The organism is Gaiella occulta (assembly GCF_003351045.1).
Lineage (GTDB): Bacteria > Actinomycetota > Thermoleophilia > Gaiellales > Gaiellaceae > Gaiella > Gaiella occulta.
Window position 1 is genome coordinate 437,504 of record NZ_QQZY01000002.1, and the last position, 18,727, is coordinate 456,230.

Annotated in this window: 17 protein-coding genes; 8 read left to right on the forward strand and 9 right to left on the reverse strand. The window is 73.2% G+C overall.

The annotated features are described in order from the left end of the window. The first annotated feature begins 7 nt into the window (after positions 1 to 7). Entirely contained in the window at positions 8 to 466 is a 459-nt protein-coding gene (locus tag Gocc_RS05790) for a MarR family winged helix-turn-helix transcriptional regulator (protein ID WP_114795567.1), read from the forward strand. 5 nt (positions 467 to 471) lie between these two features. Here the strand turns inward: Gocc_RS05790 and Gocc_RS05795 are convergent, their stop codons facing one another. Beyond that, the gene (locus Gocc_RS05795) at positions 472 to 1,605 is read right to left on the reverse strand and encodes an NAD(P)/FAD-dependent oxidoreductase (protein ID WP_245904882.1); all 1,134 of its coding nucleotides are present in this window, start codon (positions 1,603 to 1,605) and stop codon (positions 472 to 474) included. Continuing rightward, a complete protein-coding gene (locus Gocc_RS16035) occupies positions 1,506 to 2,354 on the reverse strand; it encodes a dihydrodipicolinate synthase family protein (protein WP_181813412.1) in 849 nt (282 codons plus the stop codon). The genes Gocc_RS05795 and Gocc_RS16035 overlap by 100 nt, the downstream gene beginning before the upstream one ends. A 23-nt stretch (positions 2,355 to 2,377) precedes the next feature. Between Gocc_RS16035 and Gocc_RS16040 the strand changes: the two genes are divergently transcribed. Beyond that, positions 2,378 to 3,178: an enoyl-CoA hydratase-related protein gene (locus Gocc_RS16040; RefSeq protein ID WP_181813413.1), complete on the forward strand. Its 801-nt coding sequence runs from the start codon at positions 2,378 to 2,380 to the stop codon at positions 3,176 to 3,178. Here Gocc_RS16040 and Gocc_RS05805 read toward each other — a convergent pair. Further along, positions 3,169 to 3,414 (reverse strand): hypothetical protein, encoded by a 246-nt coding sequence (locus Gocc_RS05805; RefSeq protein WP_147281195.1) that lies wholly within the window; start codon positions 3,412 to 3,414, stop codon positions 3,169 to 3,171. The two genes, Gocc_RS16040 and Gocc_RS05805, sit on opposite strands and share 10 nt — an antisense overlap. Positions 3,415 to 3,483: 69 nt before the next feature. Here Gocc_RS05805 and Gocc_RS05810 point away from each other — a divergent pair, with 69 nt between their 5' ends. Together Gocc_RS05810 and Gocc_RS05815 are read left to right on the forward strand one after the other, a co-directional pair. Continuing rightward, positions 3,484 to 4,332, forward strand: a complete 849-nt coding sequence (locus Gocc_RS05810) for a DMT family transporter (protein ID WP_114795570.1) — start codon at positions 3,484 to 3,486, stop codon at positions 4,330 to 4,332. Positions 4,333 to 4,458: 126 nt separating this feature from the next. Beyond that, positions 4,459 to 6,075 (forward strand): ATP-binding protein, encoded by a 1,617-nt coding sequence (locus Gocc_RS05815; RefSeq protein WP_114795571.1) that lies wholly within the window; start codon positions 4,459 to 4,461, stop codon positions 6,073 to 6,075. Positions 6,076 to 6,089: 14 nt separating this feature from the next. On the opposite strand, the gene Gocc_RS16045 is transcribed toward Gocc_RS05815, so the two are convergent. From Gocc_RS16045 to Gocc_RS05830, 3 genes are read right to left on the reverse strand one after another with little or no spacing between them, the layout of a single operon-like run. After that, entirely contained in the window at positions 6,090 to 6,467 is a 378-nt protein-coding gene (locus Gocc_RS16045; protein ID WP_181813414.1) for a phage holin family protein, read from the reverse strand. Positions 6,468 to 6,517: 50 nt separating this feature from the next. Then, positions 6,518 to 6,820 (reverse strand): SCP2 sterol-binding domain-containing protein, encoded by a 303-nt coding sequence (locus tag Gocc_RS05825; protein ID WP_114795573.1) that lies wholly within the window; start codon positions 6,818 to 6,820, stop codon positions 6,518 to 6,520. 37 nt (positions 6,821 to 6,857) lie between these two features. Next, entirely contained in the window at positions 6,858 to 8,057 is a 1,200-nt protein-coding gene (locus Gocc_RS05830) for an MFS transporter (RefSeq protein ID WP_114795574.1), read from the reverse strand. A 171-nt stretch (positions 8,058 to 8,228) separates the two neighbouring features. Here Gocc_RS05830 and Gocc_RS05835 point away from each other — a divergent pair, with 171 nt between their 5' ends. The 3 genes from Gocc_RS05835 to Gocc_RS05845 are packed head-to-tail and all read left to right on the forward strand — an operon-like array spanning position 8,229 to position 11,259. Then, positions 8,229 to 9,365 (forward strand): acyl-CoA dehydrogenase family protein, encoded by a 1,137-nt coding sequence (locus Gocc_RS05835; protein ID WP_114795575.1) that lies wholly within the window; start codon positions 8,229 to 8,231, stop codon positions 9,363 to 9,365. Positions 9,366 to 9,379: 14 nt separating this feature from the next. Continuing rightward, a complete protein-coding gene (locus tag Gocc_RS05840; RefSeq protein WP_114795576.1) occupies positions 9,380 to 9,892 on the forward strand; it encodes a DUF1775 domain-containing protein in 513 nt (170 codons plus the stop codon). Positions 9,893 to 9,918: 26 nt separating this feature from the next. Further along, positions 9,919 to 11,259, forward strand: a complete 1,341-nt coding sequence (locus Gocc_RS05845) for an MBL fold metallo-hydrolase (protein ID WP_181813415.1) — start codon at positions 9,919 to 9,921, stop codon at positions 11,257 to 11,259. Here the strand turns inward: Gocc_RS05845 and ilvA are convergent. After that, positions 11,256 to 12,446, reverse strand: a complete 1,191-nt coding sequence (ilvA, locus tag Gocc_RS05850; protein WP_114795578.1) for a threonine ammonia-lyase — start codon at positions 12,444 to 12,446, stop codon at positions 11,256 to 11,258. The two genes, Gocc_RS05845 and ilvA, sit on opposite strands and share 4 nt — an antisense overlap. After that, positions 12,433 to 13,413 carry a methylmalonyl Co-A mutase-associated GTPase MeaB gene (gene meaB / locus Gocc_RS05855; RefSeq protein ID WP_114795579.1) on the reverse strand — a complete coding sequence of 327 codons (981 nt, stop codon included), beginning with the start codon at positions 13,411 to 13,413 and terminating at the stop codon, positions 12,433 to 12,435. Before meaB ends, ilvA begins: the two co-directional genes overlap by 14 nt. A 78-nt stretch (positions 13,414 to 13,491) precedes the next feature. Between meaB and Gocc_RS05860 the strand changes: the two genes are divergently transcribed. Beyond that, positions 13,492 to 14,880 carry an MFS transporter gene (locus tag Gocc_RS05860; protein ID WP_114795580.1) on the forward strand — a complete coding sequence of 463 codons (1,389 nt, stop codon included), beginning with the start codon at positions 13,492 to 13,494 and terminating at the stop codon, positions 14,878 to 14,880. Here the strand turns inward: Gocc_RS05860 and metH are convergent. Further along, complete coding sequence (gene metH, locus Gocc_RS05865) at positions 14,855 to 18,502, reverse strand: methionine synthase (protein ID WP_114795581.1); 3,648 nt, start codon at positions 18,500 to 18,502, stop codon at positions 14,855 to 14,857. The two genes, Gocc_RS05860 and metH, sit on opposite strands and share 26 nt — an antisense overlap. Positions 18,503 to 18,727: the final 225 nt, after the last annotated feature.

Consider the following 18,727-nt stretch of genomic DNA (forward strand, 5'->3'; position numbering starts at 1 on the left):
CCTCGAGGTGACCGTGTTCGCCCGGCTCCTGCGCGCCCACGGCACCCTCATGCGGGAGCTCGAGACATGGCTCGTCGCCGAGCACGGGCTCACGATCAGCGACTTCGAGACGCTGCTGCACCTCTCGCACGAGGCGGAGCAGCGGATGCGGCGCGTCGACCTCGCCGACCGGCTCGCCCTGAGCCCCTCGGGCGTCACGCGCCTGCTCGACGGCCTCACCGCCGCCGGGCTCGTCGAGAAGGCCACCTGCCCCGGCGATGCGCGCGTCTCCTACGCGGTGCTCACCGCGGCCGGGCGCGCGGTGCTCGCGGCGGCATCGCGCACGAACGAGCGCGTCTGCCGCGAGCTGCTCGGCGAGCATCTCTCGCGAGATGAGCTCGAGGAGCTCGCCTCGCTGCTCGGCCGGCTGCCGACGGTGGGCGCGGTCGACGGCTCCGCCTGCTCCGGCGGCGACGGCGCGCCGTAGCGCGGTCAGAGGATCGCCGTCTCCGGGAACACCGCGCCTCCCTCGAAGCGACGCAGCCGGTAGGGCGAGATGTCGAAGTCGGCGCCGCCGTCGAGCAGCTCGTCGGCGACGATACGGCCCACCGCGGGCGCCTGCATGAACCCGTGCCCGGAGAAGCCGCAGGCGGCGTAGACGCCGTCGGCGACCGGGCCGATGATCGGGTGCGCGTCCGGCGTCATGTCGTACACGCCGGCCCACGCGCGAGCCACAGGCACCCCGGCGGCACGCGGGTAGCGACGCGCGATGCGGCCGAGCCAGTCCTGCACGAGACCGTCGTCGACGACCTCGTCGCTGCCCCAGCGCGGCACGGGCTCCGGCATCGCGAGCACGAGCGCGCCCCCGCGCCGGCGGAAGTGGAAGCCGGACTCGGACTCGATCGTCAACGGCAGGCCGGCCGGAAGACCGCGCACGGGGGCCGTCTCGACGAGCTGCCGCACGAGCGGCCGCAGAGGCAGATCGACGCCGAGCTTCGCGGCGAGAGCCGCGGACGACGCCCCGGTTGCGAGCACCAGGGTGTCGGCGTCGAGCTCGAGCGCATCCACCCCTTCGCGCACGTCGACGCCGAGCGAGGCCGCGCGGCGCGCGAGCTCGTGCGTGATCGCGCCCGGGTCGGCGATCCCGTCCTCGGCGCAGAAGACCGCGGCGAGCACGTCGTCGACGGCGAGCCCCTCGACCCGTGACGGGTCGAACCGCTCGACGGGCACGCCGAGGGCGGACTGGACGGCGAGCCGCTCCTCGAGCTCGGCTCGGCCCCCGTCGGAGGTGGCGAGGAAGAGGTAGCCGACCGGCTCGAACAGGTCGCGGCCGAGCCCGTGGAAGAACGCGACGCTCTCGCGTGCGAGCCGCACCTCGGGCGCGGACGAGAACTGCTGGCGCACGCCGCCGAGCGCCTTGCCGCTCGCGCCGGACGCGATCGAGCCCGCCTCCGCGAGCACGACGTCGCGTGCGCCCCTGAGACCGAGGTGGTAGGCGATCGAGGCGCCGACGACGCCGCCGCCCGCTACGACGATGCGAGCCAGCGCTCGAGCTCCTGCGCCTCGTCCACCGTCAGGTCGCGAAGCGGGCCGCGCACGTCCGCCCGTAGCGGCACGCCCTTCCAGGCGAGAACCCGCTTCATCGCCGCCTGGCGCGGGAAGCGCTCGAGGCGGGCGCGCAGCCGCGCGAGGCCCGCGGCGCCCTCGGCCGTCGGCGCATGGACGACGGCGGCGACCTCCCGCGGGAACGCCGCGGCGAGCGCGGAGACGGCACCGACGGCGCCGCCCGCGATGCCGCGGTGGATCAGCGCCTCCGGCCCGACGAAGACGTCCACGCCGAGCGAGAGGTACGGCTCGAAAGCCTCCCACGGGCTGTCGGAGACCTTCATGCCGGCGAAGTTCGGCGCCTCCTCGCGCAGCCGCCGCAGCACGTCGAGCGCCACGGGGTAGCCGCTCGTCCTCGCGAACTCGTACACGTAGAACGGCAACGGCGCGCAGGCCCGCGCCGCGGCGGCGAAATGCGCGAACTGGGCCCGCTCGTCGAGGGGGAAGTACGGCGGCCCGATCACCGCGACCGCGGCTGCGCCCGCCTCGGCCGCGCCGGCGGCGAGAGCGACCGTGTCGGCGGTCGTCTGCGCGCCGCAGTGCGCGGCGACGTCGAGCCGTCCCGCCGCAGCCGCGACGAAGATCCGCAGCCCGCGCCGGCGCTCCTCGACGGAGAGGAGGACGCCCTCGCCGTTGCTGCCGAACGCGAGCACGCCGTCGAGCCCGGCATCGGCGTAGAGGTCGAGCAGCGGCCCGAACGCGTCGGCGTCGAGCTCCGCGCCCCCGGCGCGGAGCGGCGTCACTGCTGCGGCCAGCGTCCCCGTCAACATGGAGCGACTCTAGACTGCGGCCCGTGGAGGCGCTACGCATCGAACGTGACGAGGACGTCCTCCGCGTCACGCTCTCCCGGCCGGGGACGCGCAACGCGTTCGACGCCGCCCTGGTCGCCGAGCTCGCCGACGCCTTCGTCGACGTGGGCAAGGTGCGTGCGGTCGTGCTCGCCGGCGAAGGCGCGAGCTTCTGCGCCGGTGCCGACATCGAGTGGATGCGCGCCTCGGCCGGCCTCTCACCGGAGGAGAACGTCGCCGATGCGACCGCGCTGCGACGCATGCTCGAGGCGATCGACGAATGCCCCGCGCCCGTGATCTCGCTCGTGCAGGGGCATGCGCTCGGCGGCGGCGCGGGGCTCGTCGCCGTCTCCGACATCGCCGTCGCCCACGAGCGCGCCGCGTTCGCGTTCTCGGAGGTGAAGCTCGGGATCATCCCGGCCGTGATCTCGCCGTTCGTGCTGCGCAGGATCGGCGAGAGCGCGGCCCGCCGCTACTTCGTCACGGGCGAGCGCTTCGACGCGCACACCGCCCTGCGCGTCGGCCTCGTCCACGAGGTCAGCGACGACCTCGACGGCGCCCTCTCCCGCATCCTCGCCGAGCTGCGCACCGCCGCGCCACGGGCCGCACGCGCCGCCAAGCGGCTCGTGCTCGACCGCCCGGACGGCCCCGAGACCGCGCGCCGCATCGCCGAGCGGCGCGCGAGCCCGGAAGGGCAGGAGGGCCTGCGGGCGTTCCTCGCGGGGCGCACGCCGGGACGACCCGGGTTCGCGTCGTGGTGCCCGCCGGACACGGACGAGGAGCGCGACGGCCCCGGCTATGCGTAGTAGTAGACGAGCAACGCAGCGGTGACGACGACGGCGAAGATCGCGCCGACCACCAGCGTGACGCCGAGCGTGAGCAGCAGCGGAGTCGTCGGGCTCTCTCCCTCGGCGACGACGTGTCCGAGACGCTCCATCTCCTCGACGGGGTGGTGCGCGAGGCGGCTCGCCTCGTCGCGGATCTCGTGGGCGAGAAGGGCCGCGCCGTCTCCTTCCGGTTCCGGGACAGTCGGAGTGGCCATCAGCGACACCGTCCTTGTCGGAGGCGGGAACGCCTCCATCGTACTCCTCCGTCACCCCGGCGGCCAGCCGTGACCGCGCTGCTCGCGCTCGCCTCCGCCGTGCTCGTCGGCGGCGCCGACTTCCTCGGCGGGTTCGCGTCCCGAACCGCGGCCGGCATCCGCGTCGCCGCGCTCGCCCAGGCGGCGGGTCTTCCCGTCGCGCTCGTGCTCTCGATCGCCTACGGCTACGAGCGCCTCTCCGGCCCGGACGTGACCTGGTCGTTCGCAAGCGGCGCCGCCGTCGCGGTCGGTCTCGGGTGCTTCTACACGGCGATGGGCCGCGGTCTGATCAGCGTCGTCGCCCCGGTCGCGGCGGTGACCGGTGCGCTTCTCCCCGTCGGGTACGCGCTGGTCCGGGGCGAGCGCCCCGGGCTCGCCGCCCTCGCGGGCATCGGCATCGCGCTCGCCGCCGTGGCCGTGATCTCGATCGCCCCGTCGGATCCGGCCCATGCCCATGTCGCCGTGACCCCCGCCGTCGTCGGGCTCGCGGTTCTCGCCGGCGCGTTCTTCGGGCTCTTCTACGTGTTCTTCTCGCGCATCTCCGCAGACGCCGGCATGTGGCCCGTGACGCTCGAGCGCATCGCCTCCACCTGCACGCTCGCGACGCTCGCGCCGGCGCTGACGCGAGGAGGCTTCGCAGGCCTCCGCCCCGTCGCCCCGTTCGCGTTCGGCGTCGGCGCGCTCGAGGTGGCGGCGACGGTGCCGCTCCTGCTCGCTCTGCAGCGCGGGCCCGTCGCGATCGCGTCGGTGATGGCCTCGCTCTACCCCGTGATGACGGTGCTGCTCGCGGGCATCGTGCTGCGCGAGCGCATGTCGCGGATGCAGCTCGCGGGCGTCGTGTGCGCGCTCGCCGCGGTCGTGCTCATCTCCGCTTCCTAGTGCGCCGCCTCCAGACGTTCGACCCGAAACGGGCGCGCGAAGCGCGCCCCTTCAGGCCCCGCACGCGAGCCGGGAGCGTCCGCCCACGAGCTCGAGACGCGCCACGGCCGTAGAGTTGCGGCTGCCGTGGCCGTGAGAACCCTCCTCGTCGCCAACCGCGGAGAGATCGCTCTCCGCGTCTTCCGCACCTGCCGCAGGCTGGGGATCCGCACGGTCGCCGTGGCGACCCGCGCCGACCGCGGCTCCCTCCATGCCCGCTCCGCCGACGCCACCGTCGAGATCTCCTCCTACCTCTCCGGCGCCGAGCACCTGCGCGCCGCCGCCGCCGCCGCAGCGGACGCCGTCCATCCCGGCTACGGGTTCCTGGCCGAGTCGGCCGCGTTCGCCGCCTCCGTGGAGGAGGCAGGGCTGACCTGGGTCGGCCCGCCGCCCGCCGCGCTCCGGCTCGGCGGCGACAAGCTCGCGGCGAAGCGCGTCGCCCGCGAGGCCGGCGTGCCGACGCTCCCCGAGGGTGTGCCCGAGCTGGTCGGCTACCCGCTTCTCGTGAAGGCGGCGGCGGGCGGCGGCGGGCGCGGCATGCGCGTCGTCCGCTCGCCCGACGCGCTCGAGGAGAGCCTCGCGGCGGCGCGGCGCGAGGCCGAGGCGGCCTTCGGCGACGGGACGGTCTACTGCGAGCGCTTCCTCGAGCGCCCGCGGCATGTCGAGGCGCAGCTGCTCGCCGACGCCGCGGTGGTGTACGTGCTCGGGCTGCGCGACTGCTCCGTGCAGCGCCGCCACCAGAAGGTCGTCGAGGAGGCGCCGCCGAACCTCGACGCCGAGGCCGCGCGCTCGATCCGCGCGGCCGCCGCCGCGTTCGCCGCAGCGATCGGCTACCGCGGCGCCGGCACGGCCGAGTTCCTCGTCGACGGGCGCGACGTGTACTTCCTCGAGCTCAACGGTCGCATCCAGGTCGAGCACCCGGTCACCGAGTCGGTCACGGGGCTCGATCTCGTCGAGCTCCAGCTCCGCGTCGCCACGGGAGAGCTGCTCGAGCTCGGAGAGGTCGGCGAGCGCGGGCACGCCGTCGAAGTGCGGCTCTACGCCGAGGATCCCGTGACGTTCCTGCCCCAGGCCGGCCGGCTCGTGTCGCTCGTACTTCCGCAGGGGATCCGCGTCGACGCGGGCGTCGAGTCGGGGGACGAGATCGGCACCGCCTACGACCCGCTGCTCGCGAAGCTGATCGCGCACGGCGCCACGCGGGACGAGGCGCTCGACCGGCTCGGGGCGGCACTCGACGCGACGCGAGCGGACGGCCTGACAACCAACCTGCCGTTCCTGCGCTGGCTCGTCGCGCACCCCGCATTCCGCGCCGCGGAGCTGTCGACCGCTTTCCTCGTCGACCACCCGCCGCTCTCGGCGCCGCCGCTGCGACGCCTGCCGCCGCCGTTCGCCGGCGCGTGGCGGCTCAACCTTCCCGCACCGGCACCGGCACCGGCTCCTCCGCCCTCCGCGGAAGGCGGCGGCGCAGCGCCCGGGCCGGGCGTGGCGAACGCCGTCACGGCCGCGATGCCCGGCACGGTGATCCGCGTCGAGGTCGAGGCCGGCGAGACGGTCGAGGCCCGGCAGACGCTCGTCGTGCTCGAGGCGATGAAGATGGAGATGCCCGTTCCGGCGCCGTTTGCCGCGACCGTGACGGCGGTGCGTGTCGCTCCCGGTGACCAGGTGGCGTCGGGAGCAGCGCTCGTGGAGCTCGAGCCCGCGTAGGGGCGCGACCGGGCCTACCCGCCGAAGCGCTCGCTCCACGTGCGCAGGCCGAGCACCGAGCCCACGACCCAGTTGACGAGCCAGACGACGATCGTCGCGCCGATGTACGTCCAGAAGCCGTCGATCGAGAAGTCCGGCACGACCCACTCGGTGAACAGGAGCATCGCCACGTTGACGAAGAAGTAGGCGATGCCGAGCGTGAGGATGATGAGCGGGATCGCGACGAACGTGAGCAGCGGCTTGAGGACCGTGTTCGCGAAGCCGAGCACCGCGCCGGCGAACAGGATCGGCCCCGAGCGGGCGATCGTGAGGCCGGCGAAGGCCCAGTCGGCGACGATCAACGCGAGCACGTTGATGCCCCAGCCGACGGCGAGTCGGATCGCGACGTTCACGACCTGGATCCTAGTCCGGACAGACGCTCCCGTGCCGTCGCGGCGCGCGCTCAGAACAGCTTCTGCAGCTTCAGCGCGGCTCCCATGTCGCCCTTGATCTTGAGCTTGCCGGTCATGTACGCCGTCGTCGCGTTGGCCTCTCCCGCCGCGATCTTGAGCAGCGTCTCCTCGCTGGCGGAGAGCGTGCAGTCGGCGTCGTTCACGCCCTCGACGACGGTGACGGCGCCGTCGACGACGGAGACGGTCCACGCCCCGGTGCCCTCGATGTCGAAGACGTAGCTGTTGTTCATGCCGGCCGTCTTCGCCGGGTCGACCTTCGACGGCAGCTGCTCGAAGAACTCCTGCACGGTCATACGCGCTCCCTGGATGTCGTCGCTGTTGATTGAACGGTCAGTCGAGTAGAGGGTACGTCGCTTGGGACTCGGGGGCAAGGCGCGACTCCGGCGCGGGCGCGGGGAGGAACAGGCACAGGACGACGCCGAGCGCCGGCGCGAAGGCGCTGCCGACGAGCGCGGTACGGAGGTCGACCGCGTCGGCCACCGCACCGAGGCCGACCGCGGCGATGCCGCCGAGACCCATCGCGAGCCCGATCGAGAGGCCCGAGGCCATGCCGACGTGCCGGGGCAGGTACATCTGGCTCAGCACCATCGTCACGCCGAACGTGCCGACGACGCACATGCCGACGATCATCAGCGCCAGCGCGCCGGGAATGCCGCCGACGAGCACGAACACGAGGATCATCGGCGCCAGCAGCGCCTGCGCGCCGAGCAGCGTGCGGCGCAGCCCGATCCGGTCGGCGAGAGGGCCCAGGAGCAGCGTGCCGGCGGCGCCGGAGAGGAGCATCAGCGAGAGCAGGCGGTTGCCCGCCGCCTCGGAGTCGCCGAGTGAGACGACCCACAGCGGCACGAAGGTCAGCAGCCCGAACCAGGCGACGCTGCGCAGCCCGATCACGGCGGCGAGGAGCGCCATCGCGCGCACGTCGTCCCTTCCGGGGGCGACCGCCCCCCTCCCCGCCGCATCGGGCCGGAGGGTCGACAGGTAGGGGAGCGCGCGCAGCAGCGCGAACGCCACCGCGAGCACGGGCACGGCGGCCACGAGCCCGCCCCAGCCGAGCCCGAGCCAGAGGACGAGCGGCGTCACGACGATCGGGCCGAGCGCGTAGCCGGTGTTGCCGCCGATGTTGAACAGGGACATGCCGCTCGCCCGTTTGCTCCCGCTCGCGAAGACGGCGAACTTCGCCCCCTCCGGGTGGAAGGCGGCAATCCCGATTCCGCACAGGAAGACGAGCACGAGCACGAGCAGGTAGCTCGGAGCCACGGTGGAGAGCCCGAGCCCGCCGGCGGCGAGCGCGAGCCCGCCGGGCAGCAGCCACAGCGCGCCGCGCCGGTCGGACCAGAGCCCGAACAGCGGCTGCACGAGCGACGAGGAGACGAGCACGGACAGCATCAGGAGGGCGGTGAGCGTGTAGCTGAGGCCGAACTTGCCGGTGAAGAACGGCAGCAGCGCGGGCACGCTTCCGGAGGCGAAATCCGTCGCCAGGTGCGCGCCGGAGAGCGTGCCCATCGCCCGTCTGTCGATGCCCTCGCGCATCTTCGGAGCGTAGCGGCGCTCCCGGTGCGGCCGCCGCGGCGAGGCACCAACTCCCCGGCCTCCGAGAGAAGACGTTCCTCGACGAGACCCGCGCACGACCGCCGCCGGACCCCTGCCCGCCGAGCTCCGCGCCCATGCGCAGCCCGCGAACGCCGGGTACGATCGCCCCGCGTGGACCTCGACCTCTCGCCCGAGCACGAGCTCTTCCGGGACACCGTGCGCTCGTTCGCGCGCGAGCGCGTGGCCCCGGTCGCCGAGGAGCTCGACCGCGAGTCGCGCTTCCCGTACGGCCTCGTGGCGGAGATGGCCGAGCTGGGGCTGATGGGGATCCCGTTCCCCGAGGCGCTCGGCGGCGCCGGCGGCGACACCCTCTCGTACGCGATCGCAGTCGAGGAGCTGACCCGTGTCGACTCGTCGGTCGCGATCACGCTCGCCGCGCACACGTCCCTGGGGACGATGCCGATCTACCTGTTCGGCACCGACGCACAGAAGGCCGAGTGGCTGCCGCCGCTCGCGTCGGGCCGGCGGCTCGCAGCCTTCGGCCTCACCGAGCCCGGCGCCGGCTCCGACGCCGGCGCGACCCGCACGACCGCGGAGCTGCGCGACGGGCAGTGGGTCGTCAACGGCTCGAAGATCTTCATCACGAACGCAGGCACGGAGATCACGCAGTGCGTCACGATCACCGCGCTCACGGGCGACGGCGAGATCTCCAACATCGTCGTTCCCAACGGTACGCCCGGCTACGAGATCTCCGCGCCGATCCACAAGATCGGGTGGAAGGCGTCCGACACGCGCGCGCTCTCGTTCACCGACTGCGCCGTGCCCGAGGGCAATCTGCTCGGTGCGCGCGGGCAGGGGTTCCACCAGTTCCTCGCGATCCTCGACGGCGGCCGCATCTCCGTGGCGGCGATGGGAGTCGGCCTCGCGCAGGGGGCCTACGACCTCGCCTACGCGTACGCACGCGAGCGCGAGCAGTTCGGGCGGCCGATCTCGTCGTTCCAGGCGGTGCAGTTCAAGCTCGCCGACATGGCCACCGAGATCGAGGCCGCGCGCGGCCTCGTCTGGAAGGCGGCCTGGCTGAAGGACCGGGGGCGCCCGTTCGCCCGCGAGGCGGCGATGGCGAAGCTCTACACGGGCGAGCTCTCCAACAGGGCCGTCAACGCAGCCCTGCAGATCCACGGCGGCTACGGCTACACGGACGAGTTCGCGATCTCCCGCCTCTACCGCGACCAGAAGATCCTCGAGATCGGCGAGGGCACGAACGAGGTGCAGCGCATGGTGATCGCCCGGCACCTCGGGCTGCCGTGAGGTGCCTCGCTCTCGTGGCGCTCGCGCTGCTCGCGCTCCCCCCCGCCGCCTCCGCCCACATCTCCTTCTCGCCGCCGTTCGTCTCGGCCGGCATGGACACCCGTCTCGAGGTCTCGGTGCCGAACGAGCGCCCGGGCCATGCGGCCGTCGCGGTGACGATGACCGCGCCGGCGGGCTTCGAGGTCACCGACGCGACGGCGCCGCCGGGCTGGACGGCCACGGTCGACGGCGAGCGCGTCACGTGGAAGGGGCGTGCGCTCGCGAGCGGCGCGGTCGTGCGCCTGGGCGTCGGCGTGGTCGCACGCGTGCGGGCGGGCGCCGCGCCGGTGTCGTTCGACCAGCGCTACGACGACGGCGAGGTCGTCCGCTGGACGACCTCCCTGAGCGTGCTTCCGGCCGCCGGTGCGAGCGCGCCCGCCGAGCATCCGTGGGCCGCGGCGGTCGCCGGCGCCGTCGGTCTCGTCGTCATCGTCGCCACGCTCGTCGGCCGCCGGCGCCTGCGCCGCCGCTCACTTCAAGAGCGATAGCGGATCGCGGTGCTACCGTCGGCGCCGTGATCTTCCACCAGTTCCTCGACGGCGATCTCGGGTGCGCCTGCTACCTCGTCGGCGACGAGGACGCGGGGGTCGCCGTCGTCGTCGACCCCCCGTACGCCGTCGAGCCCGTGCTTGCCGAGGCCGAGCGCCGGGGCCTGCGTCTCGTGCGCGTGATCGAGACGCACACCCACGCGGATCACGTCTCCGGGCACGGCCGGCTCGCGCTCGAGCACGGCATCCCGATCAGCATCCACGCGGACGCCGGCGTGGAGTATTCGCACGACCCGATGCGGGACGGCGACGAGATCGAGGTCGGCGCGGTCGCGCTCCGCGTCATCCACACCCCGGGCCACCGGCCGGAGCACTGCTGCCTCTCCGTGATCGACCGCTCGCGCGCCGGCGAGCCGTGGCTCGTGCTCACGGGCGACTCGCTGTTCGTCGGGGATGCGGCGCGGCCCGACCTCGCCGTCGGCGCGGTCGAGGGTGCGGAAGGGCTGTTCTCCTCGCTCGGCCGGCTGATGGAGCTCGCCGACGGCGTCGAGGTGTTCCCCGGACACGTCGCCGGCTCGCTCTGCGGCAAGGCGATGAGCTCGAAGCCCTCGACGACGATCGGCTTCGAACGGCGCTTCAACCCGGCGCTCCAGTTCACCGAGGTGGACGCCTTCATCGCGGATGCGGCCGCGATCGTGGCGCCCAAGCCGCCGAACCTCGCGCGCATCGTCGAGCTCAACCGCGGGCCCTTCCTCGGCGCGCAGCCCGCGGCCGAGGAGCTCGCGGCGCCGCCGGCCGGCACGCAGCTCCTCGACGTGCGCCCCGTCGCCTCCTACCTGGCGGGGCACCGGCCCGGGGCCGTCAACGTCCCCGTGGCGGGCACCAGCTTCGCCACGAAGGCCGGGTTCGTGCTCGACGGCGGCCGGCCCGTGACGGTGCTGGCGGCGGCGCGAGACGAGGCCGAGGAAGCGGTGCGCGGCCTGCGCTCGGTGGCGTTCCTCGACGTCGAGGGCTACGTGCTCGGCGCGGGCGAGGAGCGCGTCGAGGCGGTCGCCGTCGACGAGCTGGAGGAGCTGATGGCGGCGGGCGCCGAGGTGATCGACGTGCGCGAGAAGGACGAGCGCGACACCGGCTACATCCCCGGTAGCCGCAACGTGCCCTACCGGCTGATGAAGACGTGCTGTCCCGACATGCCGACCGACCGGCCCGTCGTCACGATCTGCGAGTCGGGCGCCCGGGCGGCGATCGCCGCGAGCATCCTCCGCGGCCGCGGCTACGACGCGCGCCCCGTGGTCGAGGGCGGCATGGCCGCCTGGCGGGCGCGAGGCGGTGACACGATCGAGTTCAGGCGCTGCGGGTCGGGCTAGCGCAGGCGCCGCACCGTGAAGCCGGCCGCGCCGAGCGCGGCGATGACAGCCTGCGAGTGCTCCTCGTCGCGGGTCTCGAGCGTCAGCTCGGCCTCCGTCTCGAGCACGCCGATGTTGCGGCCCTCGCGGTGGTGGGCGACCGAGAGGACGTTCGCACGCTGGCCTGCGATCACCTGCACGATCTTCGCAAGCTGCCCGGGGCGGTCGGGAATGACGATCGCGACGACGAGGTAGCGGCCCGAGGACGTGAGGCCGTAGCGGGTGACGGACATCAGCGTCGTCGCGTCGATGTTGCCGCCCGCGAGCACGGCGCACACCGGCCCCTCGCCGGGCACGAGGCCGCCGAGCAGCGCCGCCACCGGCGCCGCTCCCGCTCCTTCCACGACGAGCTTCGAGCGCTCGAGCAGCAGCACCATCGCCCGCGAGATGGCAGCGTCGTCGACGACGACGACGACGTCGAGGAGGTCGCGCAGGATCCCGGCCGTGAGCTCGGCCGGCTGCTTGACGGCGATCCCGTCGGCGATCGTCGGGCCGGTGGGAGCGAGGCCCGCGAGCGGCGCGCACGCGGCCGCCTGCACGCCGACGAGCGCCAGCTCGGGCCGGAGGGCGCGCAGCGCGATCGCGATGCCCGCGGCGAGCCCTCCTCCACCGACGGGGATCACCACCGTGCCGGCGCCGGGAGCGAGCTGCTCGGCGAGCTCGAGGCCGAGCGTTCCCTGACCGGCGACGACGCGCGGATCGTCGAAGGCGTGCACGAAGGTGGCCCCGGTGCGCGCGACATGCGCGCGGGCGGCCTCGACGGCCTCGTCGAACCCCTCGCCGGCCAGCTCGAGGCTCGCGCCGTACCCGCGCGCGGCCTCGATCTTCGCCATCGGCGCGCCCTCCGGCACGAAGATCGTCGCCGCGATCCCCGCCTGGCGCGCAGCCCAGGCGACCGCCTGACCGTGGTTGCCGGCACTCGCGGTGACGACACCGGCCTCACGCTCGGCGGCCGACAGCTGCACGATCGTGTTGTAGGCGCCCCGGATCTTGAACGCGCCCGTGAGCTGCAGGTTCTCGGCCTTCAGGGACACCGTGCGCCCGACGAGCCGCTCGAGCGTTCCCGACGCGAACACCGGCGTCACGCGGGAGATCCCCTCGAGGCGCTCACGCGCCGCCTGCACGTCCGCGAGCTCAGGCCGCCGCATCGCCCGCCCCGCCGAGCACCGCCGCCACGATCGCGTCGACCGCCGTCAGCGGATCGACCTCGCGTCGCTGTACCGCCGTGAGCAGCTCCGTCAGGCCCGCGTCCGCCGCGATCGCGTCCTCGATACGGGCGCGGGCGCGACCCGTCGCCACGGCAAGCACCTCGCCGACGAGGTTGCGCCTCCGCCGCTCCTCGAGCTCGCCCGCCTCCCCGAGCTCGGTGCGCGTGGCTTCGAGCGTCTCCCACAGCGCCGGCACCCCCTCGCCGCGCAGCGCTTCGGTGAGCAGGATCGGCGGCCTGCGGGCAGGATCGGGATCGAGCGCGACGATAGCGCGGACGTCGTTCAGCATCGTCTTGGCAGCGGGATGGTCCATCTTGTTGATCGCTATCACGTCGGGGATCTCCATGATCCCGGCCTTCAGCGCCTGCACCGAGTCGCCCGAGCCGGGCATGAGAACGAGCAGCACCGCGTCTGCGATGCCGATCACCTCGACCTCGCTCTGCCCCGTGCCGACCGTCTCCAGGAAGACGATATCCTTCCCGGACGCGTCGAGCAGCAGGAGCGCCTGCAGCGCGGCCTCGGCGAGCCCGCCCAGGTGACCGCGCGTCCCCATCGAGCGGATGAAGACGCCGGGGTCGAGGAAATGGTCGGAGAGCCGGATCCGATCCCCGAGCAGCGCTCCCTGCGTGAACGGGCTCGACGGGTCGACCGAGATGACGCCGACCGAGCGTCCCAGCGCCCGCGCCTGCCGCACGAGCGCGGCGATGAGGGACGACTTCCCTACCCCGGGCGGGCCCGTGACGCCGATCGCAAACGTCCGTCCCGTCTCGGGGTACAGCTCCGCCACGAGGTCGTGGGCCCCCGGATCGCGGTTCTCGGCGAGCGAGATCGCACGGGCGAGCGCGCGCCGGTCGCCGCGGCGCACGCCGGAGACGAGCTGGTCGTGGGTCAACGCGCGGCGCGCCATCGGCGCCACTCTACGTCACACCCCTGTCCGAAACGGACAGCAGACGCGGGTCGGCCGGGGCTGTAGGCTGCCGCCGCGATGGTCGGAAAGCTCTTCGCGCAATTCGCGATCGTCCGCGTCCCCGAGCACCGCGCCTACCGCGACCTGCTCGTCGCGCGGCTGATCTCCGCGCTCGGCACCTGGACCGCGTTCTTCGCGGTCCGCATCGCGCTCTACGAGCAGACGCAGTCGGCACTGTGGGTGTCCATCCTCCTCTTCTCCGAGCTCGTGCCGGGCGTCATCCTCGGCATCGCGGTGGGACCGCTGATCGACCGCTGGCCGCGCCAGCGGATGATGGTGCTCTCCGACCTCGGCGGCGCCGTGACCTTCGGCGCCCTGCCGTTCGTGCACTCGCCCGCCGGCATCTGCGCCCTCTCCGCCGCGGCCGGCTTCGCCGCCGCCTTCTTCCGGCCGGGCTGCTATGCGTCGATCCCGAACCTCGTCGCGGAGGACTCGCTGGTCGCGGCGAACGCGCTCATGCAGGGCGTCGAGAACCTCGCGACGCTGATGGGGCCCGTGCTCGCGGGCGTCGGCGTCCTCCTGCTCGGCGCCGGCACCGTGTACGGCGTCAACGCCGTCAGCTTCGTCGTCTCGGCTCTCCTCATCGTGCGCATCGGCTCGCGGCTGCAGGCGAGCGTGCCGGCACGGATCGGACAGACGCACTGGAAGGAGGTTCGCGCAGGGCTCTCGCTCGTCCGCCACGACCTCCACCTGTCATCGATCTTCCTCATCTGGAGCTGGGCGACGCTCGCCTACACCGGCGTCAACGTCGCCGAGATCGTGCTGGCACGCGACGCCTACGGCACGGGGAACGTCGGCTTCGGCATCTTCGTGGCGTTCTCGGCGCTCGGCATCCTGCTCGGCAACATCGGCTCGATGTGGTTCATCGAGCGCCTGGGGGTGTTCGGCGCCTACCGCGCCTCCTTCCTGATCACCGCCGCGGGCGTCGCCCTCTCCGCGGTGAGCCCCGGCCTCGCCCTCGGCTCCGTCGGCGCGGTGATCTTCGGGGCCGGCAACGGGATCGGCCTCGTGTGCAACGTGACGCTGATCCAGCAGACCGTGACCGACGACCGGCGCGGCCAGATCTTCGCCGTGCTCGGCAGCCTGGTGCAGATGTTCACGCTCGTCGGCACGCTGGCGGCCGGCCCCGTCACGGAGGCGATCGGGCCGCGGCTCACGTGGGGTCTGAGCGCGGCGCTGCTCGTGCTCGGCTACGTCAACGCCGTCGTGCTGACCGCGGTGCGCACCCGGCGCGGCCGGGCCGCATCCGCCGCGCAGCCCGCCGCGGCTCAGGCCGCCGCGGACGGCGGGGGCCCCGGCAGCCCTGCGAGCGCGTTCGAGCGCATCGCCACGCTGATGGACGAGATCGAGAGCACGCGCGAGGACGAGAAGAGGCGCAGGATCAGCCGGCGTCGTAGCCGAGGATAGGGCGCAGCCACCGCTCCGCCTCGGCGACCGGCACGCCCTTGCGGGCGGCGTAGTCCTCCACCTGATCGCGCCCGATGCGGCCGACCGCGAAGTACCGTGCCTGCGGGTGGCCGAGGTAGATGCCGCTGACGGCGGCCGCGGGCATCATCGCATAGCTCTCCGTGAGCTCGATCCCCGCCGCGCCGGCGCCGAGCAGCGCGAACAGGCGCGCCTTCTCCGAATGGTCGGGACAGGCCGGGTAGCCGAACGCCGGCCGGATGCCGCGATAGCGCTCGGCGGCGAGATCGTCGCCGGCGAGACGCTCGTCGGCGGCGTACCACTCGCGCCGGGCGCGCTCGTGCAGCCATTCCGCGAACGCCTCTGCGAGGCGGTCGGCGACCGCCTTGACGAGGATCGCCTGGTAGACGTCGTGCTCGCTCTCGAACTGCGTCGCAAGCTCCTCCGCACCGTGGATAGCGACCGCGAAGGCGCCGACGTAGTCGGCGAGGCCCGCCTCGGATGGCGCCACGAAGTCCGCGAGCGACGGGCAGGGGCGGCTGTCGGCAGGGTCGGCCTGGCGCCGCAGCATGGGGAAGCGAGCGCCGTCGGCAAGCACGATGTCGTCCCCTTCCGCCACGGCCGGCCAGAACCCGTATGCCCCCTCCGCGCGCAGCTGCGTGCCGTGCGCGTCGAGCAGCGCGTTCGCCGCCTGCAACAGGTCGCGCGCGGCGGCGCCCTGCACGGGATCGTCGAGGATCGCCGGGAAGCGTCCCTTCAGCTCCCAGGCGTGGAAGAAGAACTGCCAGTCGATGTACGGCCGCAGCTCCCAGACGGCGGGTGAGACCGTGCGCACGCCGGTGAACGCCGGCGTCGCGACGTCCTCGGCGCGCCACTCGATCGGCGAGCGCCGCTCGCGCGCCGCCCGCAGCGGCAGCAGCGGCTTGCTCTCCTTCTCGGCGTACAGGGCCCGCAGCCGCTCCTGCTCGGCGCGGTTCGCCTCGTCGAGCGACGCGCGGCGCCCGGGGTCGAGCAGGCTGCCGACGACGCCGACCACCCGCGAGGCGTCGAGGACGTGCACGGTCGGCCGGCGGTAGGCGGGCGCGATGCGCACGGCGGTGTGCTGACGCGACGTCGTCGCACCGCCGATCAGCAGCGGCAGCTCGAGGCCGCGCCGCTCCATCTCCTTCGCCACCGAGACCATCTCGTCGAGAGACGGCGTGATCAGGCCGGAGAGGCCGACGATGTCGCAGCCCTCCTCCACCGCCGTGTCGAGGATCCTGTCGGCCGGCACCATCACGCCGAGATCGATCACCTCGTAGCCGTTGCAGCCGAGCACGACGCCGACGATGTTCTTGCCGATGTCGTGCACGTCGCCCCGCACCGTCGCGAGCACGACCTTGCCGGCCGCGCTGCCCCCCTCCTGCTCCGCCTCCATGAACGGCTCGAGGTAGGCGACGGCGCGCTTCATCGCGCGGGCGCTCTTGACGACCTGCGGCAGGAACATGCGGCCGTCGCCGAAGCGGTCACCCACGATCTTCATCCCGTCCATCAACGGGCCCTCGATCACGTCGAGCGGGCGCTCGGCGGCACGCCGCGCCTCCTCGACGTCCTCCTCGATGAAGTCCACGATCCCGTGCACGAGCGCGTGCGCGAGCCGCTCTGCCACGGGCGCCTCGCGCCAGGAGAGGTCGAGCTCCCTGCGCGTGCCCTCGCCCCTGACCGTCTCGGCGAGCGAGACGAGCCGCTCGGTCGCGTCGGCACGACGCACGAGCAGCACGTCCTCCACCGCCTCGAGCAGCTCGGGCGGGATGTCCTCGTACACCGCGAGCTGGCCGGCGTTGACGATGCCCATGTCGAGCCCCGCGTGGATGGCGTGGTAGAGGAAGGCCGAGTGCATCGCCTCGCGCACGCGCGGGTTGCCGCGGAACGAGAACGAGAGGTTCGAGATGCCGCCGGAGACGAGCGCGCCGGGACAGCGCTCCTTCAGCGCCGGGATCGCCTCGATGAAGTGGCGGGCGAACAGGTCGTGCTCCTCGATCCCCGTGGCGACGGCGAGGATGTTCGGGTCGAGGATGACGTCGGACGGCGCAAAGCCGCACTCCCCGACGAGCAGGTCGTAGGCGCGTCCGAGGATCTCGACCTTCCGCTCCGGCGTCTCGGCCTGCCCGCGCTCGTCGAAGGCCATCACGACCGCCGCGGCGCCGAAGCGCCGCACCTCTCGAGCTCGCGCGAGGAACTCGTCCTCGCCCTCCTTGAGCGAGATGGAGTTGACGACCCCCTTGCCCTGGATGCAGCGCAGGCCCGCCTGGATCACCGACCAGCGCGACGAGTCGATCATGATCGGAAGCCGCGCAACTTCCGGCTCGGTGGCGACGAGGTTGAGGAACGTCGTCATCGCGCGCTCGCCGTCGAGCAGGTCGGCGTCCATGTTGACGTCGAGCAGGTTCGCGCCGCCGCGCACCTGCTCGAGCGCGACGTCGACGGCCTGCTGCCAGTCGCCGCTCTCCACGAGCCCGCGGAACCGTGCCGAGCCGGTCACGTTCGTGCGCTCGCCCACGATCACGAACGATGTGTCCTCGTCGACGACGAAGGGCTCGAGCCCGCTGAAGCGGGGCCGCGCGTCACGCGGCGGGATCGCGCGCGGCGCGAGTCCCGCCAGCTTGCTTGCAATTTGTCGAATATGCTCTGGTGTGGTGCCGCAGCAGCCGCCGACGCCGTTGACGAGGCCGTCCACGGCGAATCCGCGCAGGAGGTCGGATGTCTCCTCCGCCGTCTCGTCGTAGCCGCCGAAGGCGTTCGGCAGCCCGGCGTTCGGATAGCAGATCACCGGAACGGGCGCGATCCGCGCCAGCGCGGCGAGATGCGGACGCATCTCGGTCGCGCCGAGCGAGCAGTTGATCCCGACGGCGAGCGGGTCCGCGTGCTCGATCGCGATCCAGAAGGCGTCGACCGTCTGCCCCGAGAGCGTGCGCCCGCTGCGGTCGACGATGGTGAGCGAGATCACGAGCGGCAGCTCCGGGGCGACGTCCTTGGCGGCCACGATCGCCGCCTTGGCGTTGAGCGTGTCGAACACGGTCTCGACGAGCAGCAGGTCGACGCCGCCCTCCGCGAGGCCGGCGATCTGCTCCGCGTAGGCGTCGCGCACCTCGTCGAAGGTGCGCGCGCGGTAGGCCGGATCGTCGACCCGCGGCGACAGCGAGAGCGTGACGTTGAGCGGTCCGAGCGAGCCGGCGACGAAGCGCGGCCGCTCGGCGGTCGCGACCGCGTCGCAGGCCGCGCGCGCGATGCGCGCCGCCTCCCGGTTGATCTCGCCGACGAAGCCGTCGAGACCGTAGTCGGCCTGACCGATCGAGGTCGCCGTGAACGTGTTCGTGGTGGTGATGTCCGCGCCGGCGGCGAGATACGCGTCGTGGATCTCCCGCAGCAGGTCGGGGCGCGTCAGGGCCAGCACGTCGGGGTCGCCGGCCACGTCCCGGTGGTGCCCGGCGAAGCGGGTGCCGCGGTACTCCTCGGGCGCGAGCCCGGCCTCCTGGATCATCGTGCCCCAGGCCCCGTCGAGCACGACGATTCGCTCCCCCATCAGCTGCCTCAGTCGTTCCGTCGTACGCACTTCGCCTCCTCTGACGGCTGCGACCCTGCGCATACGGAGAGCGAGACCGTATCGACCGCGGGCTCTTTAGGCGTTTTTTCTCCTGGTCGCCAAGCCGCCTCAAAGCTGTCCAGGCGGCGCCAGATTAGCTGATAGACGCCCGTGGCGAGCCGCGCCGCCCGTGCCCGCGGGCCGGGACAGGGTGCATCGTCCGCGATCTCGGCGACGAGCCTCCGCATCGCAACACGGGCGCGGCGACGCCGATCTCGACCGGATCGT